Source organism: Streptomyces sp. NPDC048248, assembly GCF_043201875.1.
Classification (GTDB): Bacteria; Actinomycetota; Actinomycetes; order Streptomycetales; family Streptomycetaceae; genus Streptomyces.
Window position 1 is genome coordinate 594,457 of the sequence record NZ_JBICZL010000002.1, and the last position, 12,467, is coordinate 606,923.

Consider the following 12,467-nt stretch of genomic DNA (forward strand, 5'->3'; position numbering starts at 1 on the left):
GCGAGGGGAAGGGGCGAACAGCTCGATGGGTGCTCGGTGGCGCCGGTCGGCGCGAGGTCGGCGAGCTCCTCGCCGACCGGCGCCGGCGGGAAGCCGTGTGCACGGGCTGCGGTGGTGCGCCGGGTCGCGGCCGGCTACCTGCGGATGCGCGTCATCTTCGGGTCGAAGAGCGGTTCCTCCGCCACGGTGGCAGGGACCTTCTCGCCGAAGTACTCCAGGTGGACGGCGGTGCCGGGGACCGCGGCCGAGGCCGGTAGCCAGGCGTAGGCGATGCACCGGCCGATGGTGTAGCCGTAGGAGGCGGAGGTGACGTAGCCGGCGGGGGCGCCGTCGACGAACACCGGCTCCTTGCCGAGGACGACGGCGGCCGGGTCGTCGAGGGTGAGACAGGTGAGCTTGCGCCGGACGTTCTGCTCACTGATCCCTTCGAGGGCGGCGCGGCCGAGGAACTCGCCCTTGGCGGGACGGACCGCGAAGCCGACCCCGGCCTCATACGGGTTGTGTTCCGTGGTCATGTCATGGCCCCAGGAGCGGTAGCCCTTCTCCAGGCGCAGGCTGTTGAAGGCGCTGCGCCCGGCGGCGATCACCCCGTACTCCCGGCCGGCCTCCCAGAGCGTGTCCCACAGCCGCAGGCCGAGGTCTGCGGTGGTGTACAGCTCCCAGCCCAGCTCGCCGACGTAGCTCAGTCGCATGGCGGTGACCGGAACATGACCGAGGTAGGTCTGCTTGGCCTTGAAGAAGCCGAAGCCCTGGTGGGAGAAGTCGTCGCGGGTCAGCGGCTGGACGAGGTCGCGGGCCAGCGGGCCCCAGACCCCGATGCAGCAGGTGCCGGAGGTGATGTCGCGGATCTGCACCCCGGCCGGGGCGTGCCGCAGCAGCAGGTCCAGGTCGGCTCCGCTGTTGGCGCCGACCTGGAAGCGGTCGGGTGCCAACCGCGCGACGGTGAGGTCGGATCGGACGCCACCGGCCTCGTTCAGGAGAAGGGTGTAGGTGACCGCGCCGGGTTTCTTGTCCAGCTGGTTGGTGGTCATCCGCTGGAGGAAGCCGAGGGCGCCGGGGCCGGTGACCTCCAGGCGGCGCAGCGGGGTCATGTCGTAGAGCGCGACCTTCTCGCGGGTCGCCGCCGCCTCCGCGGCGGCGATCGGGGACCAGTAGCGGGCCGACCAGGGGTCGCGTTCGGGGAGGGCGAGCCCTTCGGCGAGCGGGGCGTTGGCCTCGTACCAGTGCGGGCGCTCCCAGCCGCCGGCCTCCAGGAAGTGCGCGCCGAGTTCCTGCTGGCGAGCATAGAAGGGGCTGACGCGGAGCGGGCGGGGGGCCTCGATGGGCTGGAGGGGGTGGATGACGTCGTAGACCTCGACGAAGCTCTGGGCTCCGCGGTCCTCGATGTAGGCCGGTGAACGCTGGGCGTCCTCGAAGCGGTAGAGGTCGCATTCGTGGAGGTCCAGGGAGGGCCGCCCGTCGGTCATCCACTCGGCGAGGGCCTTGGCGACGCCGGCGGAGTGGGTGACCCAGACGGCCTCGGCGAGCCAGAAGCCGCGCAGGTCCCGGGATTCGCCGAGCACCGGCATCCCGTCGGGGGTGAAGGAGAAGACGCCGTTGAAGCCCTCGGCCACCCGGGAGGCACCGAGTGCGGGGAGCAGGCCGACGCTGTCCTGCCAACTCGGGGCGAAGTCCTCCTCGGTGAAGGGCAGGGAGGAGGGCATGACCGGTGCTTCGTCGAAGGCGGGGACGGCGAAGGGGTCGACGGGCATCGGGCGGTGGGCGTAGGAGCCGATGCCGAGACGGGTCCCGGCGGAGTCCGTGTGCTCGCGGTAGTACAGGTCGCGGTCCTGGAACCGCAGGATCGGGCGTCCGGCTTCGGTGCGGACGTCGTCGCGCCCGTCGAGTTCGGGCAGCGGTTCGGTCGTGGCGTACTGATGGGCGAGCGGCAGCAGCGGTACGTCCACCCCGGCCATCGCGCCGATCACCGGGCCCCAGAAACCGGCGGCCGAGACGACATGGTCGGCGGGGAAGGTGCCCCGGTCGGTGACGACGCCGGTGACTTGGCCGTCCGCCCGCTCGATCCCCGTGACGGTGTGCCGCTCCAGGAAGCGGGCGCCCCGTCCCTCGGCCCGTGTCATCTGCGCCCGGCAGGCGAGCAGGGCCCGGGCCAGACCGTCGTCGGGGGTGTGGAAGCCGCCGAGGATGGTGTCCTCATCCAGCAGGGACCACAGCTGCTTGCACTGCTGCGGGGTGAGCAGTTCCCCGTGGACGCCCCAGGAGGCGGCGAGTCCGGCCTTGCGGTGCAGGTCGGCCCAGCGGGCTTCGGTGGTGGCGATCTCCAGGCCGCCGAGTGGGTCGAAGCAGGGCAGCCCGTCGGCCTCCAGCGCGCCGAACTTCTGGACGGTGTACTTCGCGAACTCGGTCATGGTCCTGGACGGGCCGGTACGGAAGACCAGCCCCGGCGCGTGCGAGGTGGAGCCGCCGGGGGCCGGCAGCGGCCCCTGCTCCAGGACGGTGACGTCGCTCCAGCCCCGGGCGGTGAGCTCATCGGCGAGCGAGCAGCCGACGATGCCGGCACCGATGACGACCACCCGGGCGTCGGTGGCGAGTGCAGGGGACATGTCCCTCCTTCGGGTTCAGGCGCGTGCGGGGAGCGGGGGAGAATCCGGCCGGTGGGGCGCTCGGATGCCGAGCGCTTCAGGCGGTGGGGACGTGCGGTCACCGGACCGCGATGGTGGCGTCCGGGCCAGATCCGCTGAACTCCCTTGTGATGGCGGCCCGTTGACTGTTCACAGGACCACGACCGAGCGCAGCACCGTGCCGTCGCGCATCTTGTCGAACGCGGCCTCCACCTCGTCCAGGGCGATGGTCTCGGTGACAAAGCCGTCGAGGTCGAGGCGCCCGCTGAGGTAGCGGTCGATGAGGACGGGGAAGTCGCGGCTGGGCAGGCAGTCGCCGTACCAGGAGGACTTCAGGGCGCCGCCGCGGGAGAAGAGCTCGATCAGCGGCAGTTCGATGCGCATGTCGGGGTCGGGGACACCGACCTGGACGAGGGTGCCGGCCAGGTCGCGCATGAAGAAGCCCTGCCGGTAGGTCTCCGGGCGACCGACCGCGTCGATCACCACGTCAGCGCCGTGCCCGCCGGTCAGGCCGCGCACCGCCTCGATCGGGTCCGTACCACGGGAGTTGACGGTGTGGGTGGCGCCGAAGCGGGTGGCGCCGTCCAGTTTCCTGTCGTCGATGTCGACGGCGATGATCCGGCGCGCCCCGGCGATCGAGGCGCCGGCGATGGCGGCGTTGCCGACGCCGCCGCAGCCGATGACGGCGACGGTGTCGCCGCTGCCGACGGCGCCGGTGTGCACGGCCGCGCCGTAGCCGGCCATCACCCCGCAGCCGATGAGACCGGCCGCCTCCGGCCGCGCCGAGGGATCGACCTTCACCGCCTGCCCCGCGGCGACCAGGGTCTTCTCCGCGAACGCGCCGATGCCAAGAGCCGTGGACAGCGGGGTGCCGTCCAGCAGGGTCATCGGCTGAGTGGCGTTGCGCGAGTCGAAGCAGTACCAGGGACGGCCCCGGCGACAGGAACGGCAACTCCCGCACGGCGCACGCCAGGCGAGCACCACATAGTCACCCGGCGCCAGATCGGCCACCCCCGCACCGACCGCCTCGACCACACCCGCCGCCTCATGCCCCAGCAGGAAGGGGAAGTCCTCGCTGATCGCCCCCTCCCGGTAGTGCAGATCGGTATGACAGACCCCGCAGGCCTGGACGGCGACCAGCACCTCTCCCGGGCCGGGATCCGGCACCACGATCGTCTGCACCTCGACGGGTGCGCCCCTTTTCGCCGCGACAACGGCACGGACCTCGTGTGGCATGCCCTACCCCTCAGTGTTGCGCAGTGCACGACTGGTTGCGCGATGAGAGACATACTGGGAACGCCACCTCGTCAGCGTCAAGGGGTGGGAGTTAGCTCTTGGTAAAGCACCGGTTACGGCCCCGGACACGCGAAAGCGGGGCCGGATCGCTCCGGCCCCGCACCCTTCCCCGCTCATGCGGAGGTCAACAGGCGTACCCCATCCGCCGCGAGAGCTCCCGGGCCGCCTCGACGGTGCGCTCGGCCACTTCGGGAAGCCGCTCCTCGTCCAGCCGGTAGACCGGGATCGACACGCTGATCGCCCCGATCACCGCGCCGTCGTGCGCTCGCACCGGCGCCGCGACGGCGTGCAGGCCGAGCTCCAGCTCCTCCGCGGCCACCGCGAAGCCCTGGCGCACCACCTCCGCCAGCTGCTCGCGCAGCGCCGGCGCCGAGGTGATCGTCCGCTCCGTCAGCCGCGGCAGCTTCCGCGCCAGGACCATGTCCTGGACCGGGGCCGGCTGGTACGCGAGCAGCGCCTTGCCACTGGAGGTGGCGTGCAGCGGCGTGCGCCTGCCGAGCCAGTTCTGCGCGGTGACCGAGGCCGGCCCGCGCGCCTGCATGATGTTGACCGCGGCATTGTGGTCGAGCACCGCGATGTTGACCGTCTCCCCCAGCTCGTCGGCCAGCACCCGGCAGAGCGCCGCGCCCTCCTGGGAGATGTCCAGCCGCACGGCCGCAGCGCCGGCCAGGCGCAACACCCCCGCCCCGAGGTAGTACTTGCCGCGCTCCTGCTCCTGGGCGACCAGCCCGCGATTCTCCAGCACGCCGAGCAGCCGGAACGCGGTGGACTTGTGGACGCCCAGCTCCTCGGCGACCTCGGTCACCCCGACATCGCCGTGCCGGGCCAGGATCTCCAGGACGGTCACGGCCCGGTCCACCGACTGCACTCCGCCGGCCGGCCCTCTGGGCGGCTTCTCCGCCGCCCTTTCCTCCGCCTTGTCGGTCATCTGCGATCTCACCACCTGGCGGCCCGATCGGGCCGACATTGAGGGGAGCGCTTGACGCGCGGGCTCCCCATCTGGATTCTGTTGCGCATAGCGACGTGCCGTGCGTATTAAGAAACTCTTCTCTACCGAACAGTAACAGGGGGGCTCCGTGATTCCCGTCTGCCACCTGGCCGATCTGCCCGCCGGCGAGTCCGTTCGTCTCGACACCGCACCTCCGATCGCCGTCTTCAACGCCGACGGTGAGCTGTACGCCATCGACGACACCTGCACCCACCAGGACGCCTCGCTCGCCGACGGCTGGCTGGAGGGGTGCCTGGTCGAATGCCCGCTGCACGCCGCGTCCTTCGACCTGCGCACCGGGGCGCCCACCTGCCTGCCGGCGCGGCGGGCGGTGCGCACCCATCCCGTCACGGTGGAAGACGGCATGGTCTACGTCCACCACGCAGCCGAGGAGGGCACCGCCGCATGAAAGCCATCGCAGTCATCGGCGCCTCGCTGGCGGGACTGTACGCCGCGCGGGCGCTGCGCTCACAGGGGTTCGACGGGCGCCTGACGATCGTGGGGGACGAGCACCACCGCCCCTACGACCGGCCGCCGCTGTCCAAGAACTTCCTCACCGGCGCAGCGAGCCCGGACCAACTCGCCCTGGCCGACGCCGAAGAGGTGGCGGAACTCGACGCCGAGTGGCTGCTGGGCACCCGCGCCACCGGGCTCGACACCGGCGGGCGCGCCGTCACCCTGGACAACGGCAGGCGTCTGGAGGCCGACGGCGTGGTCGTCGCCACCGGTGCCACACCGCGCCGCCTGCCGGGCCCCGCGCTCAGCGGGGTGCACACGCTGCGCACCCTGGACGACGCCCAGGCGCTGCGCGACGACCTGGGTCGCGGCCCGGCCCGGGTCGTGGTGATCGGCGGCGGCTTCATCGGAGCCGAAGTGGCCTCGTCCTGCGCCACGTTGGGGCATGACGTCACCGTGGTCGAGGCCGCCCCGCTCCCCCTCGTCCCCCAACTCGGCGACGAGATGGCGCTGATCTGCTCCGCACTGCACGCGGACCACGGCGTCACCCTCCTCATCGGCACCGGCGTCGCGGGACTGCACAGCGGCGGCACCGACCGGGTCACCGGCGTCGAACTGCGCGACGGCCGGGTACTCCTCGCCGATGTGGTGGTCGTGGGAATCGGGGTACGGCCCAACACCGGGTGGCTGGAGGGCTCCGGGCTGCCGCTCAACGACGGGGTGCTGTGCGACGAGGGCTGTGTGACCGCGGTCCCGCACATCGTGGCCGTCGGCGATGTCGCCCGGGTGGGCGGCTCGCGCGCGGAGCACTGGACCAGCGCGACGGAACAGGCCGCGGTCGCCGCGCGGAACCTCCTCGCGGGAAGCACCGTTGCCACCCACGGCGGCCTGCCCTACTTCTGGTCCGACCAGTACGGCGTCCGCATCCAGTTCGCCGGCCGACGGCTGCCCGGCGATATGCCCAGGATCGTCGAGGGCTCGCCCGAAGACCGCAGCTTCCTCGCCTGTTACGAGCGCGACGGTGCCACCACCGCCGTCCTCGCCCTGAACCGCCCCCGCCCCTTCATGCGTCAGCGCCGTGAACTCGCGCGCGCCACACAGCCGGCCACCACCTGAACTGAATCGCCTGGCGGGGAGGCCGCGAAGAGGCGGCCCCCGCGGACTCGCGTCAACATCATCGACCGGCGCGGTAGGGCGGGTCCGGGGAGGCCGGGCCTCACCGGGGCGACCGGTCAGCCGGCCTCGGCCAGATCCCGGTGGATGACCTCGGCGGCTTCCTCGACGGTGTCGACGCCGTAGTCCATGGTGCGGTTTCCCTGCGAGAGGACGGCCATGCCGTAGTCGTTCCCGCCGCCGGTGAAGGCGCCGACACTGTGCACCCGCCAGCCGTTGTTCTCGCGCGGCAGCCAGCCGTTCTTCACATGCGTCGTGGTGCCGCCTGGCACTCCGGCGGGCGTGCCCCAGCGCTGGTCGGGGGCGACCCGCTCCATGAGGTCGAGCGCGTAGCCGCGGGCGTGCGCGCTGAGCACCGTGTTCTTGCGGGTGAGCAGTTCCATCAGCTTGAGCTCGTCGCTCGCGGTGACCTGGGTGAGGCCCCAGGCCCCGTCGGCGCCGGGGACGGTGTGCCGCATTCCGGCCAGGGAGAGGAACCGCTTGATCCCGTCCTCCCCGATCTGCCGCCAGAGCGCGGAGGTGGCGTCGTTGTCCGACTTGGTGATCATGGCGGTGGTCAGCTCCACCTCCTTGGGCGTGAGCTTGCGGTGCGCCTCGTCGGCCTGCCGGAGCAGCGCGCCGAGCACCGTGACCTTCACCACGCTCGCGGAGTCGAAGGCGGTACCGGCCTGGTAGTCGCAGGTGGTGCCGGTGTCCCGGTCGTAGACGGCCAGTGCCGCCGCGCCCTGCCGCCCGTGCAGGGCGTGGGCGATGTCCCGGGAGAGCTCGGGCGCCAGGCCCGGCTTCTTCGAGGTGCACTCGACCTTCGCGCCGCCCACCGCGGCACTGGCGGTGGTCGGCGTGGCCGGGGCCGGTGCGGCCGAGGAGCGCGTCATGGTGAAGACGGTGCCGAGAGCCGCGAGCAGGGCGGCGGCAGCCACCAGCGCGGCCAGCCCGCGGCGCGTGCCGCGGCTCATCCGTGATGCGTGCATGATCCGTCCGTTTCCGTCCCACTGGGTGTCGCCAGGTCCGGTGCCGGGCCCGGCGCGACCGGTGACGGGCCGGCGTCGCGCGCCGTGCCTGCCGTCCTCTGCCGCCTTCGCGCCGCACTTCATCGCGCTTCGTCGCGCGGCGTTCCGCGAAGTGGGGTGCGGGCGGGCCGATCGATCCGGGCGCCTGTGCAGGGCCTCGGAAGTCGCTGAACGCGGGCCGGCCTCGATCTGCTCCGGGCTCGCGGCTGCGTTCATCGCCACGGAAGACCCTACGCGGCCCCTGCGGGAGCACTCCCGAAAACCAGGTAGAAATGTCCGTTTTGCCCGACCTGTTGGGCTGTGACATTCACCAACCCCGACAGCGGAAGGCTGAGGTGAGGAGCTCTGCCCGGCTGCCCGCGAGGCAGCGCGACCGGTGAGGTCAGTCGTGCGGCGGGAGGTGGCCGAGCTGGTGGTCGGCGACGCTCAACGCCTCCTCCACCAGGCGACGCAGATGCCCGTGGCGCAGGGCGTAGACGACCCGGCGGCCTTCCTTGCGGTGGGTCACGAGACCGGCCAGGCGGAGCCGCCCGAGGTGCTGACTGACGGAGGGGCGCGCCGCACCGCACGCCTCGGTGAGCGTGCTCACATCCGCCTCCCCCTCCGCGAGGCGCTCCAGGAGGGCCAGCCGGGTGCGGTCGGCGAGCAGGCCCAGCACCTCGGCGGCCACGGCCAGCCGAGCGCCCTCGTCTTGCTCTTGCGGACCGTGCGCATCTGATAGGTGCATGCGTGCGCTCATACGCACATAATGGTCCGAGGAGTCGACCGGTGTCCACCACCGGTGCCCCTGGAGCGGAAGGTGGGAACTGCCGTGAACGACGCGAGTGACCTGCACGACGACCCGGAGAAGGACCCGTCCGGCAAGGCGCACGGCCGCCTCCCCGCCGACGGCCACCGCCACGACAGGGCCACCCCGCACTCCCATGGACCCCACGAGCACCGGCACGGGCACGGCAGTGACCCCCAGGGGGAAAACTGCCCCGCGCAGGGCCGCTGGTCACGCTGGTCCCATCAGCTCCGGCACATGGTCACGCCGCACAGCCACGAGGCGTCCGACAAGGTCGACGCCGCCCTGGAGACCTCGGCGGAAGGCATGCGCACCCTGTGGATCTCCCTCGTCGTCCTGGGCCTGACCACCGTGGCGCAGGCGCTGGTCGTGACGCTGTCCGGATCGGTTGCGCTGCTGGGCGACACCGTGCACAACGCGGCTGACGCACTGACCGCGGTGCCCCTGGGCATCGCGTTCCTTCTGGGGCGGCGGACCGCGACGCGGCGGTTCACCTACGGATTCGGCCGGGCCGAGGACCTCGCGGGTCTGGTCATCCTGCTCACCATCGCCGCGTCCGCCGTGTTCACGGCCTGGACGGCGATCGACCGCCTGCTCCACCCGCGCGAGATCGGCCACCTCCCGGCCGTCGCCGTCGCCGCGGTGATCGGCTTCCTCGGCAACGAAGGGGTGGCGCGCTACCGCATCCGCACCGGTCGCAGGATCGGCTCGGCAGCGCTGGTCGCCGACGGGCTGCACGCCCGCACCGACGGCTTCACCTCCCTGGCCGTACTGCTCGGCGCGGGCGGGGCAGCCATCGGCTGGCGCCTGGCGGACCCGGTCGTCGGCCTGCTGATCACCGGCGCGATCCTGCTGGTTCTCGGCGGCGCGGCCAAGGAGGTCTTCCGCCGCCTCATGGACGCGGTGGACCCGGCGCTGGTCGACACCGCCGAGCAGACCCTGCGTCAGGTCCCCGGTGTGCTGGCGGTGGGCGAGTTGCGGATGCGGTGGATAGGCCACCGGCTGCGGGCCGAGGCCGCGGTCGTCATCGACGGCACACTTCCGCTGTCCGCCGCCCACCACGTCGCCGTGGCCGCCGAGCACGCCCTGCTGCACGCGGTCCCCCGGCTGGCCGGGGCACTCATCCATCCCGACCCCACCCGCACCGGCGGCGGCGATCCACACGCCGAACTCGCCCACCACGGGCGAGCTTTCACGACCTGACCGGCCGGGCACGGCATCACCGCCGCGGCACATCCCCGGGCGCGGGCCCTCCTCCGCGCCCGGGGCGGCAGGTCAGTCCTCGTGCCCCAACTGCAGGTCCCGCTCGGTGCGTCCGCCGCCGGCGACCTGGAGGACGGTGGCGACCGGCGGGTATCCGGCGGCGATGACGGTGTACTCGCCGGCCGACAGATCCACGAAACGGAAGAGGCCGTCGGGGCCCGTGGTCGCGGTGTCGACGACGTTGCCCGCCGCGTCCAGCAGCGTGACCCGGGCGTCCTCGACCGGCCGCCCGCCGCCCGCGCGTACCGTGCCGCGCAGCACGGCCCCGCCCGCGAGTTCGATGTCCTGGCGGGTCTCACGGGAGGCCTGGACGGTCACCGGCAGCGCCGCGGGCCGGAAGGCCGGGGCGCTTGAGGCGAGGGTGTACTCCCCTGCCACCAACTCCCCGATGACATAGCCGCCTTCGCGTCCGCTGCGGGTGCTGGCCACCACCTCGCCGCGCACATCGGTGAGGGTCACCATGGCGTCGCGTACCGGCGTGCCGTCGCCCGTGGTCACGGTGCCGGCGAGGCGGCCGGCGCCGCCGAGGACGACATCCAGGTCGACCGGCCGCTCGCCGACGGTGACGCTGACCGCCTGCGGCTGATGCCCGCCCGCCGCGGCGATCAGGACGTACGCTCCCGCGCCCGGCGTGCTCAGCGCGTACCGCCCGTCCTCACCGGTGGCGCCGCGGCCGATCTGCCGGCCCGCGACGTCGATGAGGGTCAGCGCGGCGCGCGGGACGATGGTGCCGTCGTGGTGTTGGACGGTGCCGCACACCGGGATCCCTGCCATCGCCGGGGGCTGGCCGGTCGCGGCGTAGGCGTTGGCGTGGGTGTAGGTGGTCGCCGAGCCGTAGGAGTCCGGCGCGGGGCCGAACCCGCCGGTGGCGGGGGCCGGGTCGGTACCGGGGGCGGAACGCGCCTGCGGCACGGCGGGGGCGTCCGGGTCGGCGTAGGGGGCCTGCGAGGTCTGCGGGGCGTGGGACACCAGAGGTTTCTCTTTCAGGAAGAGGGCGAGCAGGAAGCCCAGGACGAGCACCGGCACGAGGTAGAGGAAGATCCCCGGCATGGCCTGCGCGTACGCGGTGATGTAGCCCTCGCGCAGTGCGGTGGGCAGCTCGTGCACCAGTTGCGGGGTGATCGATTCGGGGTCGGGCAGCCGCGCGTCGCGCGGCAGTTCGCGGCCGAGCCCGTCCGCGAGCCGGCTGGCGAAGAGGGTGCCGAAGACGGCCGCGCCGACGCTGCCGCCGATCTGCCGGAAGTAGTTGTTGGCGCTGGTCGCGGTGCCGAGGTCGGCGGGGCGTGCGGAATTCTGCACGGCGAGCACGAGCACCGGCATGACGAAGCCGATGCCGAGGCCCAGGATGCCCATCCAGAGGCTGTAGACACCCCGCGAGGTGTCCTCCTCCATCCGCGACAGCAGCCACATGCCCTCCGCGGCCACCGCGCAGCCGAGGAGCGGGAAGACCTTGTAGTGACCGGTACGGCTGATGAGCTGGCCGGAGACGATCGAGGCGATCACCACGCCGCCCATCATCGGCAGCATCAGCAGCCCCGACTCGGTGGCGGTCGCGCCGTCGACCATCTGGAGGAAGGTCGGCAGATAGCTCGCGGCACCGAAGAGCGCGACGCCGACGACGGCGCCGATCAGTCCGGTGAGGTTGAAGATCGAGTCGCGGAACAGCCGGAGCGGGATGAGCGGTTCGGTGGCGAAGCGCTCGACGACGAGGAACAGCAGAGCCGAGGCGAGCGCTCCGGCGCCGAGCCCGAGGACGACCCGGGAGCCCCACGCGTATTCCGTGCCTCCCCAACTGGTCAGCAGCACAAGGCAGGTGGAGAACGCGGCGAGCAGCAGCGCGCCGGCGATGTCCAGTTTGGGCCGGCCCGCGGGCCTGGGCAGCTTCAGGACGACGGCGATGACGAGGAGCGTCAGGACGCCGAACGGGACGTTGATGTAGAAGCACCAGCGCCAGGAGGCGTGGTCGGTGAAGAAGCCGCCGAGCAACGGCCCGGCGACGGAGGCCAGTCCGAAGGCGGCGCCGATCAGACCCATGTAGCGGCCGCGCTCCCTGGGCGGTACGACATCGGCCATGATCGCCTGGACGCCGATCATGAGACCGCCGCCGCCGACGCCCTGGACGGCGCGGAAGGCGATCAGTTCGTCCATCGAGCGCGACCAGCCCGCCAGCGCCGAGCCGACGATGAAGACGAGGATGGCGAAGACGAAGACCGGCTTGCGGCCGAAGAGGTCACCGAGCTTGCCGTAGAGGGGCAGACCGATGGTCGAGGCCAGCAGGTAGGACGTCACCGCCCAGGACATCTTGTCCAGACCGTGCAGTTCGCCGACGACCTTCGGCAGGGCGGTGGCGACGATGGTCTGGTCGAGCGCCGCGAGCAGCAGCGTCAGCATCAGGCCGACGAAGACCAACCGCACCCGGCGGGGGCTGAGTTGGACAGTGGCTGCGCCGGGGGCGGGCGCCGTGGACTCGTCACCCGTCGCGGCCGGTCCGGCGTCCTCGCGGGCCGGGACGTGCGCCCCCGCCCCGATCTCCCCGGTATCGGGGCCCCGTTCGCGCGCCGGGTCCGCCGGGGTGCCGGAGGCAGGCGGATCGACCCGCTCGTCCCGCTCGGTCAGGGTGGTCCCGCCCACGTACTGCTCCCCTCGTCACGCCTGCTGTCGCCGCCCATTTCTCGCATCGGGCGACAACAGGGATCAAGCGCGGCGAATCGGAGCGTGCGGGGCGGGACGGGCGCCAAGTACGTTGCCCGGGGCGCCTATTGGGCCCCCATCAGGGGTTTCTGCCGAACGGGCCTGACGCGGTCAGGACACCCCGGCACATCGGAAACCACCCGAACCGGTGAGCACGCCGAAACCCCGAAAGGGTGACGGCG

General features: G+C 72.4%; 9 protein-coding genes. 3 read left to right on the forward strand and 6 right to left on the reverse strand.

The window, feature by feature from the left end; genetic code table 11:
- Positions 1-134: 134 nt before the first annotated feature.
- From ACGFZW_RS05780 to ACGFZW_RS05790, 3 genes are all read right to left on the reverse strand, one after another.
- Positions 135-2,603: an FAD-dependent oxidoreductase gene (locus ACGFZW_RS05780; RefSeq protein ID WP_393891758.1), complete on the reverse strand. Its 2,469-nt coding sequence runs from the start codon at positions 2,601-2,603 to the stop codon at positions 135-137.
- 168 nt (positions 2,604-2,771) lie between these two features.
- Positions 2,772-3,857, reverse strand: coding sequence for an S-(hydroxymethyl)mycothiol dehydrogenase (locus ACGFZW_RS05785; RefSeq protein ID WP_393891759.1), 1,086 nt, complete (start codon positions 3,855-3,857; stop codon positions 2,772-2,774).
- Between the two features lie 184 nt (positions 3,858-4,041).
- A complete protein-coding gene (locus ACGFZW_RS05790; protein WP_393891760.1) occupies positions 4,042-4,845 on the reverse strand; it encodes an IclR family transcriptional regulator in 804 nt (267 codons plus the stop codon).
- Between the two features lie 148 nt (positions 4,846-4,993).
- Here ACGFZW_RS05790 and ACGFZW_RS05795 point away from each other — a divergent pair, with 148 nt between their 5' ends.
- Together ACGFZW_RS05795 and ACGFZW_RS05800 are read left to right on the forward strand one after the other, a co-directional pair.
- A complete protein-coding gene (locus ACGFZW_RS05795) occupies positions 4,994-5,314 on the forward strand; it encodes a bifunctional 3-phenylpropionate/cinnamic acid dioxygenase ferredoxin subunit (protein ID WP_393891761.1) in 321 nt (106 codons plus the stop codon).
- Positions 5,311-6,477: an NAD(P)/FAD-dependent oxidoreductase gene (locus ACGFZW_RS05800; RefSeq protein WP_393891762.1), complete on the forward strand. Its 1,167-nt coding sequence runs from the start codon at positions 5,311-5,313 to the stop codon at positions 6,475-6,477. The genes ACGFZW_RS05795 and ACGFZW_RS05800 overlap by 4 nt, the downstream gene beginning before the upstream one ends.
- Before the next feature lie 116 nt (positions 6,478-6,593).
- Here the strand turns inward: ACGFZW_RS05800 and ACGFZW_RS05805 are convergent, their stop codons facing one another.
- Both ACGFZW_RS05805 and ACGFZW_RS05810 read right to left on the reverse strand, forming a co-directional pair.
- Positions 6,594-7,490, reverse strand: coding sequence for a serine hydrolase (locus ACGFZW_RS05805; protein WP_393891763.1), 897 nt, complete (start codon positions 7,488-7,490; stop codon positions 6,594-6,596).
- A gap of 436 nt (positions 7,491-7,926) precedes the next feature.
- The gene (locus tag ACGFZW_RS05810) at positions 7,927-8,283 is read right to left on the reverse strand and encodes an ArsR/SmtB family transcription factor (protein WP_393891764.1); all 357 of its coding nucleotides are present in this window, start codon (positions 8,281-8,283) and stop codon (positions 7,927-7,929) included.
- 72 nt (positions 8,284-8,355) lie between these two features.
- Here ACGFZW_RS05810 and ACGFZW_RS05815 point away from each other — a divergent pair, with 72 nt between their 5' ends.
- Positions 8,356-9,534, forward strand: a complete 1,179-nt coding sequence (locus ACGFZW_RS05815) for a cation diffusion facilitator family transporter (protein ID WP_393891765.1) — start codon at positions 8,356-8,358, stop codon at positions 9,532-9,534.
- 72 nt (positions 9,535-9,606) lie between these two features.
- On the opposite strand, the gene ACGFZW_RS05820 is transcribed toward ACGFZW_RS05815, so the two are convergent.
- Positions 9,607-12,225, reverse strand: a complete 2,619-nt coding sequence (locus ACGFZW_RS05820) for an MFS transporter (RefSeq protein WP_393891766.1) — start codon at positions 12,223-12,225, stop codon at positions 9,607-9,609.
- Positions 12,226-12,467 lie beyond the last annotated feature (242 nt).